The organism is Methanoregula sp. (assembly GCF_049510175.1).
Classification (GTDB): Archaea; Halobacteriota; Methanomicrobia; order Methanomicrobiales; family Methanospirillaceae; genus Methanoregula.
Genome location: NZ_JBEKZF010000002.1, coordinates 268941 through 293001 on the forward strand (window position 1 = coordinate 268941; position 24061 = coordinate 293001).

The following is a 24061-nucleotide window of genomic DNA, read 5'->3' on the forward strand; positions in this document are numbered from 1 at the left end:
CAGATATTGTGTCGGCAGCTATTAACTGCCTGTGTTTCTGCATCTGATTTGCATCCGGGACGGTAGCGTGACGCTCCGAAGAGTTCATGGAGAGCAGGATGAAACAATATATTCATCCGACAACATATGCAAGATAAAGAACGGTAAAGGTTTAAAAAAAATGACTCCAGATTCCGGTGAATGGTTCCGGCAGGCACAGTATGATCTCGGTACTGCCGAATCTCTCATTTCCGCAGCGCGTTATCCACCGGTGATATTCTTCTGCCATCTTTCGCTGGAAAAAGCCCTGAAAGCGTTGTACGTGGAAAAATTTAACGACAATCCGGAAAAGACTCACAGCCTTGTTTTCCTGGTTGAAATCCTTGAACTGGAATTACCGCAACAGTATATGGACTCGTTGTTCATTATCAATCGTGTCGGTATTACCGGGCGATATCCCCATAACCTTGATGTGGTTCTTGAACAATATACCAAAGAAAAGACCGAAAAAATCGTGCACGAGACGAAGGAGATTCTCACATGGTTGATGCAAAAGTCCTCGAAGCGGTAAATTTTTTCCGTGCTTCCGTGAGGAAAAACGGGATCCGGATCCATGACCTGATCCTGTTCGGGTCTTCGGGTCTGGGAACGGCAACTCCTGACAGTGATATCGACATCGCAGTGATCTCCGGCGATTTTGCAGGTAAGGATATTTTTGAACGGGCACTCATGACCAAAGATGCAGAGATCCTGACCGTCAGGAAATTCAAAGTGGCACTCGATGTACTCACCCTGACTCCAGAGGAATACCGGGACCCGGCATCCCTTATTGCAGGCACCATCAGAAAAGGAATTATCGTGCCACCAATATCATCCGCATGAGATAATCCGGGATACATTCCCGCGTTCCTGACCTTTTTGTCTGAAAGTCACAGTAACTGCTACCGTGCGCCCGGTCCACTGCACCACCCTCTTATTTGATCCGGTTTTGGTCCGGAAACCCGGCAGGTACCTCCCCTCCCCACATCAAAAAAATTTCCTGAGGCCCCTGCCCCCTCACGAAAATATTTGTGTGACCCCTCCTACCCCTCAGCAAAATTTTTTGGACGCATGGGCTGATCAGCTGGCCGGTCCGGTCCGGAAGTCCGGGATGCCGGACGCTATCGGGAGGCAAGACCGGAGCGGCCACCGATCCCCCTCCCCGGCCCACAACCCAAATCACGTCCCGACCCGACTTTTCCACCTGCAATTGGTCTAAAGCGGCATGTTTTTGGCAGGAGAATCATGGGAATCCAGCAAATCGGGGCTCAAAACAGCTCTCCCCAAAAACCATCGACCGATTTTCTGGCGAATTCGGCCGAAAGTGTGTACCAAAAGGGGTGATCGGAGGCTGAAATGGCCCCCGATGGCCCCACCCCTCCGGACACTGTCAGTACCGAGGGAGAGCCCGCTCCCGGGATACTATTCCCATTCCCGCCTGTGGTGGGGCGGGGCCGGGCTGGTACTGATTGGGCTAATCCTTGGCCGGATGGGAGCGAGGTCGTCGTCAGGTTCCGGAACCGGGAGCACGGAGGAGTGGCTGGTTCAGACGTGCCAATCTCCATCAAAAAACGAGATACCGGAAAAACTGGAGAGAACAGGAATCAATAATAACCATATTTTTTATGTGCCTGCTCAATTGGCAGGATCTCCTGGACAATAACCAGTTTCTCCTGTCTGTCAATATCGTAAAATGCGGTGTAACTGCGGGAAATGTGAAGCCGGTAGATTATAACCCCGCCGCGTAAAACCAGTTTTTCTTTATCCCCCTGGCTTCCCGGGAACTGATCTTCTTCAAGCCGTTTCAGGGCAGTTTTGATGATTCTTCGTGTCTTCTCCGGCAGGCGATTGATCTCATCCGCCAGCTCGTGCCAGATCACAAGGGAAAATGTCAATCCTTAATCTCCGAAAGTGAAACGTACCCCCCTTTCTTACGGCCGCTCCACGTCCTGACATCTTCCTCAAGCCTGCGCCTCTTCCGGTCCTCGATCATCTCTGCCAGGAGATCCGTATAGGTCTGGCCGGCCGCCCGCATCTCGGCAAGGTCCTTCCATACCGGCTCCGTTACCGGTATCCGTTTTACCGCAGACATGATCACATTGTAAGCATTGTAATCATGAATACTTTTGGCGTTTTTCCTGTGTGCGGTGCGGGGCCGGGCTCGCTTTTTGTTGGCGGACCCGGAGCCGGATCGGTACCGGACCCGTCGTCAATTGCCGGGACAAAGGGCAATGATAAGGATGAGTACTGATGGGTTGGGACGCATATCAAATTAAAAACTATGCATTCGTGCTCATCATACGACACATGAAGAGAATGTTGCCTGTTTCAATCAGCCCTCAATGGTGATCAGAACTTCCGGTAATCCATAGGAATGACTAAAAATACTATAGAACCCACCGTCCCCAAATAGAAATTCTGGGCCGTTCACTAACGTGTTTCATCATTCCTGTCATACTGCGGTCTGTTCTGCCCTGGCTTTCAGCGCTTTATTCATCTCCTCAAAACCGCGTTGGGTATCGGTATCGAGCATCAGTGCTAACAGGGGGACGAGCAGGCCCGTGAAGATCTCCCGCTGGGTAAAACGAACCCGGCCTGTTCCCAGCGGTTCTATGGTAAAGATATGTTCGCCGTCAAAAAGGCCGGGTATAAAGAGATGGCCGATCCACCGAAGCTCCCGGTCAGTCTCAACATTGAGAACCGTGGGCGAAAAAGTCATTCCCCTCGCCCCGGAAGGCTGCATCAAGACGTCTAGCCTTTCCCCCTCCACAAGGTTTCCATGTGCCCGGCGAATGAATGGATTCCATTGAGGAAAACCCGCAAAGTCGGTGAGGATCTCCCACACCCGTTTGCCCGATGCTGTAATTTCAATCTCACTCCGGAGTTCTTTCATCATTCCTTTTAAGGATGTGATTTCTGATAAAAGATTGACATCGTGTTTATCGGTCCGGTTGATGTGGTGCGGACCCATCCTCTGTAATCGCACAGACCCGGAACCGGAATGGTATCGAGGCGGTCGTCAGGCTCCGGAACCGAGGGCACTGAGTATTGGCTGATACGGACCGGTCGGCCGCATGCGGTGGGGCGGGACCGGGCTCGCTTTTTGTTGGCGGACCCGGAGCCGGATCGGTACCGGACCCGTCGTCAATCTCCGGAAACGAGGACACTGAGAAATGCGGGTACGGTCGGGTCGGGACACATGCGCTTTGTCGGACCCGGCTTTCATCGATTGATGAACCCGGAACTGAAAAAAAATTTGGATAATTTGAATTCACAATTTTATTTATCTAGTTCTTTTTCGAATAAACCCTCTAATTCGCCAACTTGTTCGCGGGCTTTTTTAACGTTTTCAAAGAAGGCTTTCATTTGAAAATATTTGTCGTTTGTCATTGAATCAGAACTGAAGGTTTCATTTCTATGAATCGTTTGAATGATATCATAGAATTCAATTAATTTATCTCTTAATTCTTTATTGAAATGCAACATCTCTCTTAAATATTGAGAATATACGGGCGTATTTTGAAAAATCTGTGGATTTCCTTTTTTGTACTGAGTCAGTGAATAATCAAACATTTCTTGAAAGGTTGATGTATCTGGAATTGAAATAAGATTTTTATTAATTTTTTCAATTTCAGAAACAAATAATTTAATAATTACGAATTCCTGCCAGAAACGACTAATGTAGAGATAATGTAAGTATATTAAAAATATTGCAAATATGATTATAGAATCTCGAAAAACAACATTAACTTGTGCTATCTCTTGCATTATATTTGGCAACTTAAGAAATTCTTGATAATTGAAATAATTTACTTCCATCGAAAGTACAAGGGCAAATACCGCAATGGAAGTGGCAATAAGAATTGTTCTTATGCTAACAAAGTCAGAAATGCAATTTTCATCATAATTACTTTCAATAGCACGACTACTAAAGTGATGAAGAGATATTGGAATAATCATAATGACTCCATAGAAAATCATATTTTTACTAAAATTGTAATCATATGAGATCGTATAGACTGGATAGTTTGTTACAAATAAATGACGAAAAAACAACATACCAAAAATCCAGATTACAGCCCAATAAAGAAAAATTATAAACATATGAGACTTAAATTTATCAATAGGACGGAATGAAAAACTCACTCTTTTAATATTTTTTAAATCGATCCATCTACATTTCTGCAAATTTTCAATAAAAATCCATGATACCAATAAAAACATATAAGAAAATACGAAGATGATAATTGAAATCCCAACTCCACTTACAATGTCTTTTGTGAAATAAATGACTTCATAACCAAATAGTTCGGCAAGAGAGAAAGATAATAAAAAATTTGAAAGATGTCTTGCAAATTTATTTTTTGTCATGATTTTTTCAATCATAACATCATCATATGAAAAATATTGAAAAATTGATTGAAAATTTTTAACTATGAAATGATCTTTGGATGGAGTACTATAATTCATTTTTAGATCTAGGGTAACTTCATAGTTAATAAAATATCTGCGTTTCGATACATTTAATGAGACTAGAAAAAAACTCATCGCAATTGATACTTGTTTTGATTTTGAAAAGGCACGACAACCAGCGAAAAAGGAAAAAAATTTATAAATGAATTGATCGCTCGCAGATATTAAAAGAAGCGCCAGTAATGACACATTTGTTTGGGACCCCCTGAAGCAACACCACGAATTGAAAAAAAATTTCTCTGTTGAAAATATTTTTTTCCCGCGATATGATGCATCCCTTCTTACACCACTGTCCCTATTGAGGACGTGGCGTAGTGCAATAACCAGGTCAGGTTACCGGTACTACATCGTCATCACAAAGGGGATGCGATTATTCCCGGCGGCAGGTGAGGAACAATCCCGGAACCGGAACATAGTTCCGGCACAATTTCCCGGAAAACCCCCTGACCACCGATCCCCCTCCCCGGCCCACAAACCAAACCACGTCCCGACCCGACTTTTCCACCGGTAACTGATCTATACCAGCGGTTTTTTGGCAGGAAAACCAAGCGAATTACACCAATAGGAGCACAAAACAGCCTCCTCCACAAACAAGCGACCGATATTTTGGCGATTCCGGCCGAAAAAGTGTACCGGATCAGGCCATCGGAGGCCAAAATGACCCCGGATGACCCTACCCCTCCGGAGACCGATGATACCGACGGAGACCACTGCCCCCGGGTACTCATCCCTTGCCGGGATGCGGGGGGGGCGGGGCCGGGCTGGTACTGATGGGGCGGACCCGGGACCGGATCCGGTACCGAGACCGTCGTCAAGCGCTGGAACCGAAGGGCACTGAGAAAATCGGAGATGTGAGTATTTGTAAAAAGTAGTGGTAAAAAAATTGTTCCTCAACGGGTGGAATTTAGTTTGATTCTAATAAATCAAGAAAATCTTGATACTTCAGATTTTTGGTTAATATGGTAAATGATTCGTCTACCCTTTTTTTGACTTCATCATCTGGATCAGTCTTCGCAATAAAAAGACTTCTGAGAGCTTGTGCTAATCCGAGATCCCCAAGTGCATTGGCTGCAATTCTTCTCAATATGACATTTTCATCGGATAAACATTTTAATAAAGGACCCAATGCATTTCCCTGCATTTCTCCCAATGCAATCATTGAGTTAAACCTGATCACGGGATTCCGATGTTGTGCAAATTTGATGAGATGTTCCACTCCCTCCAATCCCATTTGTTGAAAATAATATCTTATTGAGGGATGAATCACTTTGTCCTGATATCCGAGCATTAATTGTTCAAAAGAGTCTTTAGATCTGATATCACCTAGAACCTTTAGTGCTAACTGCTTATTCTCTTGAGAATTTGAAACCAAAACCTTCCCTAAAAGCAATATTGAAGCGAGATTTCTTATGTGGTCACATTTGTCAATAATTTTTATTTGGAAAATGGGATCCATCCGGGAAAATTTTCCAATGAAATTTTGATCCATTAAAAAATCAATACGATTACCCGAAATTGAATCGCTAATAGCCTTGAATGTATTGTCATGTTCGACCAACAAATTTAATAAAAAATCACTCTTCAAATGTTCTGGATCTTCCTTTAGATTGTTATGGTGGGTTTTGAGAATATCGCATACTTTACTTTTCGAAGGGACAGAATTCTTATTTTTGGATAATTCCTTATCCATACGTTCCATTTATTCGTTTATAATAAAAGGATTCTCGCAAATTTCAGACTTAACCGCATGAGAGTCGGACCCGGCCTCTCTCTGATTTGACGGACCCGGCATTGGATTTAGTACCGGACCCGTCGTCAATTGCCGGAACCGGAAAATATTTTCAGCACACCTTCTCGTGAAAACCCCCGCCCACGGATCCCCCTCCCCGGCCCACAACCCAAACCACGTCCCGACCCGACTTTTCCACCTGTAATTGGTCTAAAGCGGCATATTTTTGGCAGGAAAATCATGGGAATCCTGCCAATCGGGGCTTAAAACAGCTCCCCCCACAAACCAGCGACCGATTTTTTGGCGAATTCGGCCGAAAGTGTGTACCAAAAGGGGCGATCGGAGGCGGAAATGGCCCCCAATGACTCTACCTCTCCAAACACCGTCGTTACCGAGGAGACCTCGCTCCCGGGATATTCTTCCCCGTTCGGGATCAACTCCCCCCGGCGGGATTCACCGCCAGGTTCTTCTCTCTCGCTTCGTGCCGGAGGTACCGGAGCGGCGAAGGAGCTTCCCGAACCAAAACGCCACTAGTGTCTATCGAAATATCTTCAGAGAAAATATTAAAAGGCTATATTTGCCCAGAAGTTTAATTCAGATTAAGAAATTTATGACAAGAAAAAAAAGGAACGTAAATTTCAGAGACAAATGTTCATCGATGATTGCTCCTCATTTTGAAATTTTATACAAAGTGGCAGACAAGCTTTCAACTCGATATGGTATTATATTGCCAATAGAATTTTGGATTGCATCAACTTTTACAATCTATGCGTTATATATGCATTTTTACGGGTATTCCGATACAGAATTATTATTTTTTGGCTCCCTTGCGATTCTTTCGTTTTTGTTTGCTAATTCAAGTCTAATCTTCAATGTCATTAAAAAAATTAAAGAATCGATTCCTGAAACAACAATATTTTTGAGTGATATTGAAAACAAAGAGATTAAAGAAGTTCAAAAATTTTTAAGGGATTATCGAGAATTGTCTTCGAAAGAAATAATCATTCTGTTGAAAAGTAAATTCAGCTCATTCCCCTCCATTCACTTGAGTATTTTAAAGTATCAAAAAATTTCTGGCGAAATTTTAGAATATATCATCACGAACTCGATCGATCATGATATGGATTCCGAAATCTTAAGGAAGTACATTTATTCGGTGAGTGACGATGTTTCGAAATCCACCGTAGATCAAATTCGCTTTAGGTATAAGAATAAAGAGATTACAAAAACGCTTTTTGTTAGTTTCCCCTCGCATTTCAGAAAAGTTCCGGTCTATTCCTTTCTTTCAAAATTAAGAATAACGATTTGTGATTGGTTTAATTATGGTTCTGGCAACGGGATCATTGCACTACCTGCTTTTCTTTTAGCAATATATAGCGTTCTCAATTATTACACCCCGATTCTTCTAAATGCCGCCGCGAAATTCGATTTCATTGCGATTATTATTAATCTCGCGAACGCTTTGATGGGGTTGTTTATAATTACAGGGATAATTGTAATCGTCGTTAAGATAGTAATTTTAGCCATTTTAAGATTTTATAAATGGATTTTGTATTTGATAGCTCCTAGCACTATTAGTTTATAATTTTGATGCCCCTCTCTCATGAAGACGGCGAATGATCGGACGGACTCAGATTCTCTTTCGATTGACGGACTTGGAACTGGATTGTAATGGGTCGTCGGTGTCCTCTATATTTATTGAGGGCGTCGGAATGAACTTAGTTGGTCTTAAGCCGAGAATGTCTATTCGGAAACTATTTCGTTTCAAACTTTTTTAGGTTAAATGATGGCAACCCAGAAACATCTCGATATTTTACTCTCTGGAGTTGAAAAATGGAATCTATGGCGACAAGAACAACCAAAAACCAAACCGAATCTTACTGATGCCGATCTTAATAATTTAAAACTTGATGGTGGAAATTTTAATTATACCGATTTTCGAGGGTCAAAAATTCATAATTCCACATTCTATTATGCTAATTTTGTCGGGGCTAATTTATCTGGGCTCTCTTTAAGGAAAAATTTCTTTGAAAAAGTGGATTTTGAATTCACAAATTTGAGTAATATTGATTCCAGAGGAGTAAATTTTTCCAAAGTAAATTTAAATCATACAAATTTTTCCGGAGCTCTAATCGAAAGAGCGTTCTTATCCACTTACCAAAACATTGTCGATGTAAATTTTAAAGACGCACGAATAAATAGAGTGAATTTTTATGATGATACAATAAAAGACTGCAATTTTTCTGGTACGAAGTTAACAAATGTATCATTTCAAGGGCCAAATTGCACGAATAATGAATTTATCTGTGCAATTCTAAAAAATGTGCACTTTTCAAACTGTAACCTAGAAAACTCAAGTTTCACCGGTTCAGAAATTCGAGACACGAGCTTTGAAGGATCTAGATTAAGATTTACTGATTACCGTGACACCCGATTAAAAAATGTTAACTTTAAAAATTGCGAAATTCGGTGCTCATATTTTGAAGAGGCAAGAACAATCCGGTCTAACAAAAAAGAAACGCAAAGATTTTCAATATTTTTTGACAAAGCATATTTCTACGGCGGTGAACTCGATGGCTCTAAACTTACTAATGGATCATTCAGAAACACACAATTTCAAGAGATAACTGCTAATAATGCGGATTTTCGAGGAGGGGAATTTAATAAAGCTGATATTAATGCCTCTACATTAAAAAATTCAATATTTAATGGTTCAAACTTCTCATATGCTTCAATATTTGATACCGATTTTTCCGACTCCGATTTTTTTGGTTGCAAATTTTTTGGAACAGAATTAGCTCATTCAAATTTTACAAATGTTGAATTTTCTGGTTCTGATATGACCTATGCCAATTTATCTGAATCAAATTTTGAGAATTCCATATTGAACAATGTTGAATTCCATGGTGCTATTTTATTGGATACAACTATTGACGGCGCCAATTTATCACATTCACATATATTCGGTGTAAGTGTTTGGGGGTTAATCGGGGAACCAAAGGAACAACTCGATTTGCTAATTACACCGTGGGATGAACCAGCAGTAACCGTCGATAACATCGAGATTGCTCAATTCATCCATTTACTTCTAACAAACGAGAAATTAAAAAATATAATTGACACCGTCACGTCAAAAGTTGTTCTAATACTTGGCCGTTTTAATGATAGAAAAATAGTGTTAGAGACGATTAAAAATCAATTGAGAGAAATGGATTTAACACCTATAATTTTTGATTTCACAAAACCAGGAACAAGGAATTTAACAGAAACAATTGGGTTGTTGGCTCGAATGTCTAAATTCATTATCACTGACATTACAGATCCGAAAAGCGTTCCTCATGAAATATATTCAATTATTCCTCACTGTCCGTCAATTCCGATCTATCCCATATTAGAGAAAAAAAAGAATAGGATCGTGAAACCATACGCGATGTTTGCAGATTTCAAAAAATATCCTTGGGTTTCAGAAATTATTTATTATGAAAAAATTGATGAAATTACCGGATTGCTCCCAGAAATCCATAAGGATGCAAATGAAAAAATTAGTCAACAGAAACAATAAATTTCGATGAAACGTCTTGATAACTTTATAGTTGATAGCATCATCTCTATGAAAGTTCCAATTTTCACTTTCATGCCCCGAAGTGAACCCCTTTAAATGCCGGAGCTGATTGTCTGAGCACACATTCATGAAAGATATCATCATCAAAGGTGCCCGCCAGCACAACCTCAAAAATATCAGCGTCACGATCCCCCGCGACAAGCTCGTGGTGATCACCGGGGTCTCGGGCTCCGGCAAATCGACGCTCGCGTTCGATACGCTCTATGCCGAAGGCCAGCGCCGGTACGTCGAGTCCCTCTCCTCCTATGCCCGGCAGTTCCTCGGCATGATGCACAAGCCGGACGTCGACTCCATCGAGGGGCTCTCGCCCGCCATCTCCATCGAGCAGAAGACGACGTCCAAGAATCCCCGCAGCACGGTCGGGACCATCACCGAGATCTACGACTACCTCCGGCTCCTCTACGCCCGGATCGGCACGCCGTACTGCCCCGAGCACAATATCCCCATCGCCGCCCAGAGCCCGGACAAGATCGCCGACCAGATCGCCGCTGAACATCCCGGGCAGGTCACCGTCCTCGCCCCCATCGTCCGGCAGAAGAAGGGGACGTACCAGCAGCTCCTCAAAGACCTCAACAAGGAAGGCTATGCCCGCGTCCGGGTCAACGGGAAGATCATCAGGACCGACGAGGAGATCGCCCTCGACCGGTACAGGAAGCAGGACATCGAGATCGTGATCGACCGGCTCGATGCCGCCGACCGGGCCCGGCTCGCCGAGGCGGTGGAGAACTGCCTGAAGAAGTCCGAGGGGCTCGTGCTCGTCGCAGGCGAGGACGGGAAGGAGTCCACCTACTCGTCCCTTATGGCCTGCCCGGTCTGCGGGATCGCATTCGAGGAGCTCCAGCCGCGGATGTTCTCGTTCAACAGCCCGTTCGGCGCCTGCGAGGAGTGCCACGGGCTCGGAGTGAAGATGGAGTTCGACCCCGACCTGATCATCCCGGACAAGGACCGGTGCATCGCGGACGGCGCCATCGCCCCTTACCGCAACCCGATGGACGGGTTCCGGGGCCAGTACCTCGCCACGGTCGCAAAGAACTACGGCTTCTCGGCACTCACGCCGATTAAGGATCTCACGCAGGAACAGTACGAGGCGCTGATGTTCGGCTCCTCGAAACGGATGAAGTTCTCGATGAGCATGAAGAACGGCGACGCCGAGTGGTCTCACACGGGGGAATGGGAAGGTCTCCTCCCCCAGACCGCCCGGCTCTATGCCCAGACGCAGTCGGACTGGCGGAAGCGCGAGCTCGAGGGCTACATGCGGGTCTCCGACTGCCCCTCCTGCAAGGGGAAGCGGCTCAAGGACAAGGTGCTCGCCGTCCGGATCGACGCCCAGTCCATCATCGACGTCACCGACCTGCCGGTCGAGAAGAGCGCCGCGTTGTTCCGCAACCTGAATCTGACCGAGAAGGAGACGGAGATCGCGACCCAGATCATCAAGGAGATCCGGTCCCGGCTCGATTTCCTGGAGAAAGTCGGCCTCGGGTACCTCACGCTCTCCCGGAACGCCGGGACACTCTCCGGTGGGGAAGCCCAGCGGATCCGGCTCGCCACCCAGATCGGATCGAACCTGATGGGCGTCCTCTACGTTCTCGACGAGCCATCCATCGGGCTCCACCAGCGGGATAACCGGAAGCTCATCGAGACGCTCCGGACGCTCCGCGACCTCGGGAACACGGTGCTTGTGGTCGAACATGACGAGGACATGATCCGGTCCGCGGAGCACGTGATCGACATGGGCCCCGGCGCCGGGCTTCACGGCGGTGCAGTGGTTGCGGAAGGAAATCCCGGGCAGATTGAGAAGAACAAGAAGTCCCTGACCGGCCAGTACCTCGCGGGCACGAAAAAGATCGATGTGCCGGCAAAACGGAGGCCGGCAAAACGGTTCATCACGATCAAGGGCTGCAGGGAGAACAACCTGAAGAACATCAATGCAAAATTCCCGATCGGCCTCCTCACGGTCGTCACCGGTGTCTCGGGAAGCGGCAAGTCCACGCTCGTGTACGAGACCCTCTACAAGGGCATGATGCAGATCATCAACAAGTCCCGCGACCAGGCCGGGAAGCACGATCGGATCGTCTTCGACGCCGAGATCGACAAGGTGATCGTGATCGACCAGTCCCCGATCGGGAAGACCCCGAGGTCCAACCCCGCGACCTACACGAAAGTCTTCGACGAGATCCGCACGGTCTTTGCCGGGACCAAGGAGGCAAAGATGCGGGGCTACAGGCCGGGCCGGTTCTCCTTCAACATCCGGGGCGGCCGGTGCGAGGCCTGCGAGGGTGACGGCCTCATCAAGATCGAGATGAACTTCCTCCCCGATGTCTACATCGAGTGCGAGGAGTGCAAGGGCAAGCGGTACAACCGCGAGACCCTCGAAGTGAAGTACAAGGGGAAATCCATTGCCGACGTCCTCGACATGAGCGTGGAAGAGGCGATGAAACACTTCGAGAACATCCCGTCCATCCGGACGAAACTCGAGACCCTCTCAAGAGTCGGGCTCGATTACATCAAGCTCGGCCAGAGCTCGACAACCCTCTCGGGCGGCGAGGCGCAGCGGATCAAGCTCACCCGGGAGCTCGCGAAGCGTGCGACCGGCAGGACCCTCTATCTCCTGGACGAGCCGACGACCGGGCTCCACTTCGACGACACCAAGAAGCTGATCAAGGTGCTCGACGACCTCGTGGAGAAGGGCAACACAGTGATTGTCATCGAGCACAACCTCGACGTGATCAAGTCCGCGGACCACCTCATCGATATCGGTCCGGAAGGCGGGGACGGCGGCGGCGAGATCATTGCCACCGGCACACCCGAGAAGGTTGCAGCGACGAAGGAGAGCTATACCGGGCAGTTCCTTAAGGAGATGCTTGGCCGGAAATCCACAACACCATCCTGATTTTTTCCTGCATGCCGGGAGACCTTAGTATCATGGTGGCGGAACACCTGAACCGATGTGGGTTGCCTTCTCGTATTTCTCCCGTGCCTCCTCGTAACGCCCGAGGCGTGCCAGGCAATTTCCCATCTCGAAAAATGCCGTTGCATAACCCGGCGCGATGATAACCGCCTGCCTGAAATACCTCAGGGCAACCTCATCCCTGCCTTTGTGGGACATATCGAGCGCTTTCTGGTACAGGAACTGGGCCTCGATTGGAATCCCCTTTGCATAGAGCCATCGCATGAGACGCCCCCACTCATGTTTTCTGACAGGAATGTGAGTAAGTGGCTCATATTATTTTATTAATATATAATAATTTGCGAAATGATTTATACGGCATGCAGTTCCTGCACAGAAAAAATGATCTTACCCGGTCTGCGGTGTGACGACGTGCTTTTTTCCTTCATGGATTTTCTCATTCCCGTTCCTCATCCCCATTCCTTAATAATCTGGACAAAGAGACGCTAGTTACGGAAATGTTCGATACTGCGACCCTCCCCGGCACTCCCGGTTGTTATCTTTTTCTTGACAACGGAGGGACAATCATCTATGTCGGGAAGGCAAAAAACCTCAAAAAACGGGTGAGCAGTTACTTCCAGAAGAAAGATCACGACCCGAAGACCCGGAGTCTTGTTGCGGCGATCGCCCGTGTCAGTGTCATGGTGACCAACACCGAGACCGAGGCGCTCCTGCTCGAGAATAACTTAATCAAAAAGCACCAGCCGAAATACAATATCGACCTCAAGGATGCCAAGCGGTATGCCTACATCGAACTAACCCGCGAACCATTCCCCCGGATCGGCATTGCGCGGCGCACAGGCATTGGGGAAGCCACCTATTTCGGGCCGTTTGTCTCTGCCGCGGAACGCGATGCCCTGATCCATATTGTCCGGAAGATTTTCCACCTGCGGTCCTGCCGGAGGCTGCCGAAACGGGCGTGTCTGCGGCACCACATGCATACCTGCAGCGCGCCCTGCATCGGCGCGATCGGTGAAGAGGAGTACCACCTCCAGGTGGAGCGGGCAGCGGCACTGCTGAAAGGTAAAAGCAGCGAACTGCTCATCAGCCTGCGGGAGGAGATGGCAGGATATTCATCACGGGAGGAATACGAAAAGGCGCTTGCGCTGCGTAACCAGATCGCCGCGGTCTCCCATCTTGCAGAGCGCCAGCATGTCGAACGACCGAAGGAAACAGACCAGGATGTGATCGGCTATACGGTCTCTGACGATAAGGTCTACCTCATGGTCTTCTCCGTTGAAAAAGGGCTGCTCGCGGGCAAACAGGAATACTCGTTCGACAACCGCGAAGATTTTTTTGAGGAATTCCTCGTCCAGTACTATGCGGATCGCGTCCCTCCCTCAGAACTCATCCTGTCACACGAAGTTGGCGAAGCGATGGCAGGTTACCTCACAGAACGTAAGGGAAAGACAGTACAGGTGACCCTGCCGAAGATCGGCGAGAAGAAAAAACTGCTTGACCTAGTGGAAATGAACCTCCAGCATGCATTCCTGAAAAACGAGCTGAAAGTAAAAGACCTGCAGGCCAGCCTCGGACTTGCAGACCCTCCCGAAGTCATCGAATGTTTCGATATCTCGCACCTGTCCGGGACTGCAATGGTCGGATCGATGGTGCAGTTCCGTAACGGCATACCGGACAAGAGGAATTATCGCAGGTATAAGATCAAGACCGTTGAAGGTATCGATGACTTCGCATCCATCGCCGAAGTGGTGAAGCGGCGCTATGACCGCCTTCTGCGGGAGGAGGCGGAGATGCCCGGCCTGATCATCATCGACGGGGGGAAGGGCCAGCTCTCGGCTGCCGGAAACACCCTCCTCAACCTTGATCTCACGATCCCGGTCATCGCCATTGCCAAGCGGAAGGAGGAAGTCTTTGTGCCAGGGGAGATGCTATCGCGGCGGCTGGATGAAAAAGGAATGGCCCTGCACTATATCCAGGAGATCCGCAACGAAGCACACCGTTTTGCCATTGCCTACAACCGCCTGCTGCGGAAAAAAACTCTCGTCACCGATCATTCAAAACCCAAAAAGTCCCGAAAGAAGAAAGGCACGTGAGAGTGCGCGTGGACGTAAGCACGTTTTCCTGCGTACTACCGGGAATAAGAATGGCAGAGAGATTAACAACGATCATAGTGTCCCCCTGGTCATGCTCAAGATTAAGAACCTGAACCCCGACATCATCCACCATAACGTGATGATCATTGAACGGTGTGGGGATGAACCGGATTTATCCTGAAATATTCCTCCTGAAATAGGTGAGTACCTGTGGCGTTCGGTTTTTAAAAAACTCTTTTTAAAAAGGGGGGTTGAAATTCCAAAAACTTTTTATGATGAGTTCAAATGTCCTGATCAATAATCGTCCTTTGGCTCCCATCAGTGAAATAAGCCGTAATAAATACATAGTTCCTTCCACCATAGGACCCGGTAAAGGTCTGGGTCGAATGGACTTGGATCGGGGTTGTATGAAGACGGGAACCGATCGACTGTGTCCTGTTCTTGCCATTGCTGTCCGTCACGGTGATTTCCAGTTCGAGAAGGCCGTCCATACCGGGTGCGCCGACAAAAGCGACCGAGATATGGGTATCATCTGGTTTGGTTATGGAAACACCGGACGTAGTATCAGTGGTTTTTGCTGTCTGCTGCGTGCACCCGCAGGAGAGCACGAGGACTGCCGTTATTGCGAAGAGTGCAAGAACCGCGGGAACGTGCCAGGGTGAACGATCGGATGATGTCATGCCTACAGCATTGTCCACGATTTCTTAATAAAATTCCTTTGACTGCCAATCCGTTCGCAGTTTTCGCCGGGTTTATTATCGCAGTCAGCGATGGTTGTGGTATGGATCTGAACTATGGTATTCTCCTTGCGATCTGTATCGCCACAGTTGTTGCTGCCGGCTGCGCGAACGGGCCGCAGGCACCCGTTACGCCCTCGCCAATGCCGTCCCTTGCGGTGTCTCCCGGCATCCCGGAAACAACCCCTGCAGGTGTGACAACAACCGGGTGCACGAATGACGTATGCAGTTTCGTCCCGTTATCGGTATCACCGCAGCCGGTCACATCCCTGCGCATCGAAGCCTCGCCGCAGCGCTACTCCCCTATGATGTCTTCGACACCGGGCATCGGCCTTGCGCCGAACGCGACCGGCTTTGACCCATCCGCTGCGAGTTTTGCATGGAACGCCAGTTATGGGCAGTTCCTTTCCTGGAACGCGCCCGATTACCACGTGAACCAGCTGGGGCCAGCTACTTCCAACTCCGGCAAGAAGCTCTACTGGTCGTTTATCGACAAACCCTCATCTACAACCGAGCCGGTCATTATAACCGTGACTGCACGGGACCCGGTCACAGGATCTGTGCTGGGAACATCAACCGTGACCCTGGCCTGGGACGGCGATTACGCGGTGACCGTTAAGGATATCCAATAAAAAAATTCAGTTTATTGTTCAGAAGTATCATCGGCACTTTTTTTATGCTCCCTCCCATCCCCGAACAGGCGGCCGACCCCCATCATTGTGTTGATCCAGCGGAGTTCATCGCAGGACTCAAAGATGAGGAGCAGCATCAGCGTGAACGGGATCGCAAAGAACATGCCGACGAGACCCAGCAGCCAGCCCCAGAAGATCACCGAGATGATAACGATAAGGGCCGGCATCTCGAACTTCCGGGCAGCCAGGTATGAGTAGACCGGGTTTTCCACGACAAGGTTGAGGATGCAGACGGCGGCGATGACGGCGATCGCCCCCGGTACCCCGAACTGGAGCCAGGCAAAGAAGAGTGCCGGAACCGCAGCGATGAGCAGACCGAAGTACGGGATGTACCCGAGGAGGAAGGTCAGTACACCCCACAGGATCGCCCCGTGGACTCCCAGGATCCCGAGGAAACTCCCGAACAGGAAACCGTGGATGAAATTTGTCTCTGTCCTTACAACAATGAAATCGATAACGTAACCGGACATGCGGGTGAAATTTCGCAGTGCTTCCGCGTCCTTGCCGATGGAACTCTCGATCTGCTTGAAAAGCCGGGGCGAATCCAGCAGCATGAAGAAGGTAGTAACGGCCACAAAGAAGAGGAACATAAACCCTTCAAAGAAGCTCGTTGCCCCGGTAATCGCGAAGCCCACCATATCCCCGATGTTAAAGGATGAGGGACTGAATGCGTTACTGGGGAAGCCAAAGGAAACGAGGAAGGCGGAAATATTGGCGAGACGGACATTGAGATCCTGCTGGTATTGGGGGAGGTCCGACACCAGGGAGTTAAACGATAATGCTGTCAGGCCAACGCCTGCCAGTATGACGAGACACGCGACAATGGTGATGACCAGTACCGCAGAGAAATTAGAGAGCCCTTTGGTTTTCAGCCAGTTCACCGCAGGGAGGGTGAGCATGCTGAGGATGATGGCCATCAGGATGAGGCTGACGAGGTATGTGGTCATCTTCACCGCAATGATGATAATAAAAACGAGAGCGATGATGAACAGGGCGCGCTCGATCCGGGATGTTTCTGGAAGAGCCATAGCACTCTTGTATCGGACGGATAATCATACAAACCTTATCCTGACCGATACCGGTGCCCGGGCAGGGGGAGTGCACCCTCATGGTCTCACGTTTGCGGGACCGCAGTGAGGGATCAGGACAGAAAGAAGTGACAGGTCCTGGTACCGGAAGAATATACACCGGCCCGAGCCGGGTCTTTCGGTCGGGCCGGTAAAAACGGAGTTGAGGTTTTCCCTGCCATTTACTTCGGAGGGTAGAGGTATATGGTGTCTTTTTGCGGTTGTGCAACCCGCAACGGACATTCAAAGGTGTTCTTGCTGCTCGTGTTCTTGGTGTTCTTCATGCTGTACTGCAATACCCGTGCCGTTACGCACCGGTATATGTATAGTTTATTTGACATTTTGTTATATATGTTTTCTGTTTGCGGCCATCTGCCCGGACCTGACAGGATGGCCATCGGGTGCGATCATGCGGGAAAGTATGGTGTATGATAACCGGTAAAACTGTTATCCTGGTGTAAACCGGCCGAACCTGCGGCAAACAACAGCGCAAGGGATACCGTATACAGAAGACCAATACCTAAAAACCTGCCTGGCTCATATATCCGGGAGTCATCATGCCCAACGACCAGGACTGCCGGCAGTGCGGGAAATGCTGCGAGAAGTGGGGCTGGGACCAGGCGGGGATACCGGAGGATCTTGTCCCATGGATTGCCCATAACCGCACCGATATCCTGCAGCACGTCTCCATCACGTTCCGGGACGGGAAACGCGCAACCGGCCGGGGCCTCTCCCTTGCCGATCTGCCCCGGGTTGCCCGCATCTATTACTGGGTCGACCCGCAGGGCGGGAGGCTCACCCACTGCCCGTTCTTTTTCCGGGCGGATGATGGCAAGGTGTACTGCCGGATCCATGACACCAAGCCCGCCATCTGTATCGGGTTCACGCCGTGGAACGAAGGGATCCGCGATTATGCCCTGAACTGCCCGGCGTGCAGGGACAGTATACCGTGATACCGCCCTGCTATGCTCATAGTACCGTTTTTCATCTCCCCCTCTTTTTGACAGATATGGCACGGCAGACACATTCCCCGTACTCCCCGTCGTTGAGGATAACAAAGTCCGTGATTCTTTACCATGCCCGGGGCCGGGCAGGCGGAGGGTTGATTCGGTACCGCGGATAATGATCACTCAAGAGGTGCATTGCGTGGCAGTAAAGATGAAAAAAATTCTTGAATCGCTCAGAGTGCAACCGGGAAAAAAGATCGATCTCCGGAACGACTATGACCCTGGCTGTATCGGTCATTTCATATCAAAGGAAGATACAGAGGCAACAACCGCGGCAGGTATACGGCTGCTTGCAGAACAACAGGACAAGCTGTATGCCCAGAATACCTATGCGCTGCTGATCATCCTCCAGGCCATGGACGCAGCCGGGAAGGACAGCACCATCAAGCATGTCATGTCGGGGGTGAACCCGCAGGGCGTGCAGGTGACCAGTTTCAAGGTCCCCAGCGCTGAAGAGCTCGACCACGATTATCTCCGGAGGTGCTGCGTCGCCCTCCCCAACCGCGGAAATATCGGGATCTTCAACCGCTCCTATTACGAAGAGGTCCTAGTCGTCCGGGTGCACCCGGAATACCTGGAGCGGCAGCAGCTGCCTCCCTCGCTCAATGACCGGCACATATGGAGCCGCAGGTTTGAGGAGATCAACAATTTTGAAAAATACCTCACCGACAATGGTATCGTCGTCCTGAAATTGTTCCTGAATGTCTCCAAAGAGGAGCAGAAGAAGCGTTTCCTGGTGAGGGTGGACGAGCCGGACAAGAACTGGAAGTTCTCGGCAGCGGACATCCATGAACGGACCTGCTGGGACGGTTACATGGATGCATACGAGGAGATGTTCAACAATACGAGCACTCCCTATGCCCCGTGGTACATCATCCCGGCCGATCACAAGTGGTTCACCCGGCTCGCGGTTGTCTCTGCCATCAACGAGACCCTTGACCGCCTCCACCTCGCATTCCCGGAGGTCACAAAAGAGCAGAAAGAGGCGCTGCTCGTGGCGAAGGCGGAGATGGAGAGGGAGAATGCGGAGGCTCCCGGTCGGAAAAATAAGGCTGTGAAGAAACGCGGGAAAAAATCCTGACCTTATTTAATCTTCCTGCGTTTTTTGTGGCGTTACCGGGCGGGGAAGGTATCAGTTGAGGAGCCAGACGCTCCCCGTCAGGAGTGAGGCGAACCCCGTCCAGCAAAGGTAGGGGACGAGAAGCCAGCCGGCAGTCGTCTTGATCCGCCAGAAGGAAAGGGTCGTTACCGCGATGAGGGCGAACAGGAAAATAATCTCGAGGAATGCCGCGGCGATCCTATGCAGGCCAAAGAAGAGGACCGACCAGCCAAGGTTGGCGACAAGCTGGACCGCAAAGAGGATCACGGCCTGCTGTACTGACCGGTCACCAATACCGTCCTTTATGACAACCCAGAGTGAGACCCCCATCAGGATATAGAGGAGTGTCCAGACCGGCCCAAAGATCCATCCCGGGGGAGTGAACGAGGGCTTGTTGAGCCCGGCATACCAGCCAGCGATCTCCGGCAGGGTGAAGACGGATCCGATCAAGCCGATCGCAAGAGGGATGGCGATACAGAGGATGAGCAGTCCTGTGAGGCGTGCAGAGGGGAGTTTCATAGACGATCATGTACCGGACATGCTGTGAAATAATGAATATTTGCACGCTGTCGCGTTACACCAACAAGGATCGAAAGGAGATTGTCGGGAAACAGCCCGGGAGCAGGAAACCGGTCGGGAATACGGCCCTGTTATTTCAGGTCGGCGAACCGGTATGTCCTTTCGGCACGATAATCTCGAAGCGTGCACCCTGCCCCTCCCCGCCATTCTTCCGGGACACTGATACGACATTGTGCCCGGGTCCCGGCATTGTTCCCGGAGATACGGTTTTTTTACATCACGTACGTCACAGCAGTGTTTTAATCACGGCCTGCGGGAAAACACGCCGTTGGTCTAAGGTTCCTGGAGCGGCAGGGTAAGGTAGTGAAGAACGCGCTCCATGACGACCGGGTTCCGGGGCAGGTTGATGTGGCAGTACTGGGCCGGCGGGGGAGTGTCGTCGCCTCCCTCACCGGTTGAAATGAGATCGAGCGAGACTCCCGGAAGTGCGGATTCCCGGTTCGGGACGATCCCGTCGCCGTTAAACGTTGCATGATAGTTTCCGTCATCAGTGCGTTCCCATGTCCTGCCCTCGAACCAGGGGAAAAATGCCGGCACCCCCCCGGGGTTTGCGGTTACGATCACCCGGTAGGTAATGTCCGGCCGTGTCCCGGCGGTGCGAAGGCGCTGCATGACTGCGCTCCCCGGTCGCACATCCTGCACGATCCGGTCGGCCGCAGGATCAAATCCCTCCGGGACAAACACCCCGGTCAGCCGGCTGATGATCTCCTCTCTCCGCAACGGGTCATAAAAGAGTTCGGCAAGAGCAGAGCCGTTGTTGGGCGGGCCGATACCGATCAGCTGCCGAACCCTCTCGTGACGGGCTTCCCCGTCCAGCACTTCGAGAAGGTACCGTGCAGCACAGGTACCAACCGAGTGGCACACAATATCGACGTTCCCGGCATACCCGGTCGCCTCGCGTGTCGCAGTAATAAACTCTCCCAGGGCAACCGCAATATCCGGCAGGAGTGCATCCCTCAGGGCCGTGTGATCGAATTTCCAGACCGGTATCGAGGCTTCTGTTAGCAGGGGACAGAGCTTGTTCCAGATGCCGGGATGGCTGTTCCACCCATGCACAAGGACTACGGGGATCCTGTCGTTCATCTCGTTTTCCTTCATGGTCAGTGGGTAACGGTAAACCGGTATGCTCCCTTGGGTACGTGCAGTTCAAACCGTGCACCTTTGCCATAGGCACCGGTCTCACGGATACTGATCCCGGTCAGGGAGAGAATCTCGCGCGCCAGGTACATGTCAAGCCCCTTGTCCTTGTAATACTGGTGGTTGAAGATCTTCTCCTTCGCGTCGGGAGGTATCCCGATACCGTTGTCCTCGCAGACGATGAGCAGTTCTTCGAATGACTCGTTGCACGAAATGTGGATCCGGCTGATCTTCTCTCCGTATCGTATGGCATTGTCCACCATGTGGTAGAATACTCTCTCCAGCAGCTTATCGGTAAAGACCTCGACACCGACGATATCGATCTCAACATCGACCGGCCCGGCCTGGATACCGGTACATGCCTTCCGGATAACGCTCATCAGGTCCTGCCATTGTGGCGGCAGAAGTCCGATGTCCTGGTAATCCCGGGTGAACAGGACCTGGGACTCTATCGCTTCCGCAGCAGCAAGTTCCTTTTCCAGTACCACTCTGGTATCGGCATCGGCAGTCCGCTCAAGCGCGAGCTCCAGGTTTCCTTTCAGGACTGTCAGCTGGTTGAGGATCTCGTGGCGGGTAGTAGAATTGAAAAAGTTCAGTTTCCGGTTGGCCCGCTGGCAGGCATTCTCTGCCTGTATCTTGTCAGTGATGTCAAGGAGCGAGATAACGGATTGCCGTGTTTCGGGGATCAGGGTTATTGCAACCAGGCCGTTTCTCACCTCCCCGTCCCACCGTATGAACCGTAACTCGTATTTTGCCGGCGCGTTCCGGGGATCGATCCGGCGCAGGCGGTGGAATGCCTGCATCCGCTCAAGATCTTCAGGAGAGACGAATTCTGTCCACTTCTGCTTCCCCTCAATCTCCTCCTTGATATAACCGAGGATCTTCTCGAACTCCGGGTTGATGTAGGTGATCGTTGAGTCCTCCTCAATAATCGCGGTCGCCGCTCCCGTGTTGTCCAGGATGGCACGGTACCGCGAGGCGGTATCCTGCAGGGCAGACTCCGTCTTCTTCAGCTCCGTGATATCCATGAGCGTCTCGATTGCGCCGGCAATGTTCCCGAACTCGTCATAGATGGGCGCTGCAACCCCCCGCATGATCATGCTGCGGCCCCGGGGAGTCATACCGGTGATTTCGGCAGACAGGGAATTTCTCGTCCTTTGGATACCGGTATAATCCCAGTCTTCGATCTTCCGGTCATCGGAAGAGACGAGATCGATGAGCATGGGCCGCCGGGTCTGGTAGAAGGCAAGGGCATATTCGTAGTTGCCCTTACCCAGGATCTCTAAAGATTTTACCCCGGTGAGGTCCTCGATCGCCCGGTTCCATGCTATGACCTTTCCTTCCCGGTCAATGGCAAATGTCGCATCCGGCAGGTTGTAGATCACTCCCGACATCTGGAGACTGGAGAGCCTGAATGCCTCCTCCACCCGTTTCCTGTTGGTAATCTCCTGCGCTGTGCACAGGTACCCTGTGAGGGTTCCGGCAGTATCCTTCATGGCAGTGACGGCAAGGGCAACGGAGATGGGGGGGCCGTCCCTGCGGATACAGGTCCATTCCCTCTCATCGGAACCATGGATCCGTGCATGCTGGGATAAGATATCAAAGCCGATCACCGGCCTGCCGGTCTCATCCGCCATCATGCGGGAACGGGTTGCGATCCCGGACTCGGTCAGGAAGATGAGGGGGGTTGCCTTTCCGGTAACATCCGCTGCGGTATATCCCAGCATCTTTTCTGATCCGGCGCCAAATGCGGTGATCACCCCGTCGACGTCGGTCGTCATGATCGCAAAGGGGGATGCTGCCATCATAATTTCCCTGAACCGTTCCTGTGCAGTCACGACGTCCGTGAGATCTTCAACCGTTCCGTCAATCCATTCAATGGCCCCGGAGGTATTGCGCCTTGCCTGGGCAGTGATAGTGGCATAGAGCAGCGTGCCATCGGTTTTTTTCATCCTGATCAGCGGGTTTTCCGCGTGCCCGGTGCGATGGAGATCGGCAAGAATCTGATCCCGGTCATGGAAATCAACGTAGAGATCGACGGCGCGGTACTTCAGCAGGTCTGCAAGGGTTCCAAAGCCGAACAGGGAAAGGAAGGCCGCGTTCGCCCAGACGAATTTGCCCGGGTGCTCACAGGTGGTCCGGAATACACCCGTGCCGATATTCTTGACGAGCGTGTGATACCGCTCTTCGTTCACCCTAAGCATCTGTTCGAGTTTTTTACGTGCGGTAATATCTACGAGAGAGACGATGATCCGCCGGGTCCCGGGAACCTGGCCGGTAACCACCGACATGTCCCGCGTGCTGCCATCGCGGCTGACGAATGTAACGGAATAAGGGGATGGCGCCCAGCCCCCGGCTCTGAGAAACTCGCTGTGGTATTTTTCGAGTTTTTCCGCATCGTCACTGCTGACAAACTCCATCCACTTCTTCTTCCCTTCCACTTCTTTTCGCGTGTAGCCGCTCAGTTCTTCAAACGTGCGATTGACGAGTGAAACGGTCGAATTCTCATCGATAATGACGGTCGCGACCGGCGCATGATCAAAAAACGCAGGGTAATTTTTTTCCGTCTTACGCAGCACAGCCTGTACAGCGTTGGTCTCTCTCTCCGGTGAGGATGCTCTCCGCTCCACTTTTTTTCCTGTCTTTTTTGCTGCCATGTCACGCCACGCTATGAAAAAGACCCGGAAATCCCGGACAATTCCCCCATAATTTTTGTCGCAGGATCCGGATTCCTGAGGGTATGTAGTACGTGGGCGCACGTCCTCATATAAGTATATTATATGGTCGGGGAAGAGCGCGATCGTTTTTCATGCTGCCGTTTTTTCCCGACAGGGGACGTGGTTTCACGTGAGGGCATCCATCCGGTCGCCCCGCATCGCATTCTACATCTTTTTTACCCG

At 50.2% G+C, this 24061-nt stretch carries 21 protein-coding genes; 9 read left to right on the forward strand and 12 right to left on the reverse strand.

Annotated features, from left to right (window positions below):
- Positions 1 to 31 precede the first annotated feature (31 nt).
- Complete coding sequence (locus ABSG49_RS04450) at positions 32 to 550, forward strand: HEPN domain-containing protein (RefSeq protein WP_424024899.1); 519 nt, start codon at positions 32 to 34, stop codon at positions 548 to 550.
- Entirely contained in the window at positions 520 to 861 is a 342-nt protein-coding gene (locus tag ABSG49_RS04455; RefSeq protein ID WP_424024900.1) for a nucleotidyltransferase domain-containing protein, read from the forward strand. Before ABSG49_RS04450 ends, ABSG49_RS04455 begins: the two co-directional genes overlap by 31 nt.
- Before the next feature lie 761 nt (positions 862 to 1622).
- Here the strand turns inward: ABSG49_RS04455 and ABSG49_RS04460 are convergent.
- From ABSG49_RS04460 to ABSG49_RS04480, 5 genes are all read right to left on the reverse strand, one after another.
- Positions 1623 to 1913: a type II toxin-antitoxin system RelE family toxin gene (locus ABSG49_RS04460; protein WP_424024901.1), complete on the reverse strand. Its 291-nt coding sequence runs from the start codon at positions 1911 to 1913 to the stop codon at positions 1623 to 1625.
- Complete coding sequence (locus ABSG49_RS04465; RefSeq protein WP_424024902.1) at positions 1910 to 2110, reverse strand: hypothetical protein; 201 nt, start codon at positions 2108 to 2110, stop codon at positions 1910 to 1912. Before ABSG49_RS04465 ends, ABSG49_RS04460 begins: the two co-directional genes overlap by 4 nt.
- A 360-nt stretch (positions 2111 to 2470) precedes the next feature.
- Complete coding sequence (locus ABSG49_RS04470; protein ID WP_424024903.1) at positions 2471 to 2914, reverse strand: SRPBCC family protein; 444 nt, start codon at positions 2912 to 2914, stop codon at positions 2471 to 2473.
- 383 nt (positions 2915 to 3297) lie between these two features.
- The gene (locus ABSG49_RS04475; RefSeq protein WP_424024904.1) at positions 3298 to 4680 is read right to left on the reverse strand and encodes a hypothetical protein; all 1383 of its coding nucleotides are present in this window, start codon (positions 4678 to 4680) and stop codon (positions 3298 to 3300) included.
- 715 nt (positions 4681 to 5395) lie between these two features.
- A complete protein-coding gene (locus ABSG49_RS04480; protein WP_424024905.1) occupies positions 5396 to 6181 on the reverse strand; it encodes a HEAT repeat domain-containing protein in 786 nt (261 codons plus the stop codon).
- Between the two features lie 400 nt (positions 6182 to 6581).
- Between ABSG49_RS04480 and ABSG49_RS04485 the strand changes: the two genes are divergently transcribed.
- The 3 genes from ABSG49_RS04485 to uvrA all read left to right on the forward strand — a co-directional run bounded on the left by ABSG49_RS04485 (position 6582) and on the right by uvrA (position 12732).
- Positions 6582 to 7805, forward strand: coding sequence for a hypothetical protein (locus tag ABSG49_RS04485; protein ID WP_424024906.1), 1224 nt, complete (start codon positions 6582 to 6584; stop codon positions 7803 to 7805).
- Between the two features lie 201 nt (positions 7806 to 8006).
- Positions 8007 to 9782 (forward strand): pentapeptide repeat-containing protein, encoded by a 1776-nt coding sequence (locus ABSG49_RS04490; RefSeq protein WP_424024907.1) that lies wholly within the window; start codon positions 8007 to 8009, stop codon positions 9780 to 9782.
- Positions 9783 to 9909: 127 nt separating this feature from the next.
- Entirely contained in the window at positions 9910 to 12732 is a 2823-nt protein-coding gene (gene uvrA, locus ABSG49_RS04495; RefSeq protein WP_424024908.1) for an excinuclease ABC subunit UvrA, read from the forward strand.
- 30 nt (positions 12733 to 12762) lie between these two features.
- Here the strand turns inward: uvrA and ABSG49_RS04500 are convergent, their stop codons facing one another.
- Positions 12763 to 13014: a tetratricopeptide repeat protein gene (locus ABSG49_RS04500; protein WP_424024909.1), complete on the reverse strand. Its 252-nt coding sequence runs from the start codon at positions 13012 to 13014 to the stop codon at positions 12763 to 12765.
- Positions 13015 to 13247: 233 nt separating this feature from the next.
- On the opposite strand from ABSG49_RS04500, the gene uvrC reads away from it, so the two are divergent.
- The gene (gene uvrC / locus ABSG49_RS04505) at positions 13248 to 14843 is read left to right on the forward strand and encodes an excinuclease ABC subunit UvrC (protein WP_424024910.1); all 1596 of its coding nucleotides are present in this window, start codon (positions 13248 to 13250) and stop codon (positions 14841 to 14843) included.
- Between the two features lie 281 nt (positions 14844 to 15124).
- Here uvrC and ABSG49_RS04510 read toward each other — a convergent pair whose 3' ends face one another.
- Complete coding sequence (locus ABSG49_RS04510) at positions 15125 to 15523, reverse strand: hypothetical protein (RefSeq protein ID WP_424024911.1); 399 nt, start codon at positions 15521 to 15523, stop codon at positions 15125 to 15127.
- Positions 15524 to 15624: 101 nt separating this feature from the next.
- Here ABSG49_RS04510 and ABSG49_RS04515 point away from each other — a divergent pair, with 101 nt between their 5' ends.
- Positions 15625 to 16212 (forward strand): hypothetical protein, encoded by a 588-nt coding sequence (locus ABSG49_RS04515; protein ID WP_424024912.1) that lies wholly within the window; start codon positions 15625 to 15627, stop codon positions 16210 to 16212.
- Between the two features lie 11 nt (positions 16213 to 16223).
- Here the strand turns inward: ABSG49_RS04515 and ABSG49_RS04520 are convergent, their stop codons facing one another.
- Positions 16224 to 17300, reverse strand: coding sequence for an AI-2E family transporter (locus ABSG49_RS04520; RefSeq protein ID WP_424024913.1), 1077 nt, complete (start codon positions 17298 to 17300; stop codon positions 16224 to 16226).
- Between the two features lie 221 nt (positions 17301 to 17521).
- On the reverse strand, positions 17522 to 17680 hold the full coding sequence (locus ABSG49_RS04525; protein WP_424024914.1) for a hypothetical protein: 159 nt from the start codon (positions 17678 to 17680) through the stop codon (positions 17522 to 17524).
- Positions 17681 to 17896: 216 nt separating this feature from the next.
- Between ABSG49_RS04525 and ABSG49_RS04530 the strand changes: the two genes are divergently transcribed.
- Entirely contained in the window at positions 17897 to 18292 is a 396-nt protein-coding gene (locus ABSG49_RS04530; protein ID WP_424024915.1) for a YkgJ family cysteine cluster protein, read from the forward strand.
- A 193-nt stretch (positions 18293 to 18485) separates the two neighbouring features.
- Positions 18486 to 19427, forward strand: a complete 942-nt coding sequence (locus ABSG49_RS04535) for a polyphosphate kinase 2 family protein (protein ID WP_424024916.1) — start codon at positions 18486 to 18488, stop codon at positions 19425 to 19427.
- Between the two features lie 51 nt (positions 19428 to 19478).
- Here ABSG49_RS04535 and ABSG49_RS04540 read toward each other — a convergent pair whose 3' ends face one another.
- The 3 genes from ABSG49_RS04540 to ABSG49_RS04550 all read right to left on the reverse strand — a co-directional run bounded on the left by ABSG49_RS04540 (position 19479) and on the right by ABSG49_RS04550 (position 23818).
- The gene (locus tag ABSG49_RS04540) at positions 19479 to 19964 is read right to left on the reverse strand and encodes a TspO/MBR family protein (protein WP_424024917.1); all 486 of its coding nucleotides are present in this window, start codon (positions 19962 to 19964) and stop codon (positions 19479 to 19481) included.
- Positions 19965 to 20297: 333 nt separating this feature from the next.
- Positions 20298 to 21107 (reverse strand): esterase/lipase family protein, encoded by an 810-nt coding sequence (locus ABSG49_RS04545; protein WP_424024918.1) that lies wholly within the window; start codon positions 21105 to 21107, stop codon positions 20298 to 20300.
- A 17-nt stretch (positions 21108 to 21124) separates the two neighbouring features.
- Positions 21125 to 23818 carry a PAS domain S-box protein gene (locus tag ABSG49_RS04550; protein WP_424024919.1) on the reverse strand — a complete coding sequence of 898 codons (2694 nt, stop codon included), beginning with the start codon at positions 23816 to 23818 and terminating at the stop codon, positions 21125 to 21127.
- Positions 23819 to 24061: the final 243 nt, after the last annotated feature.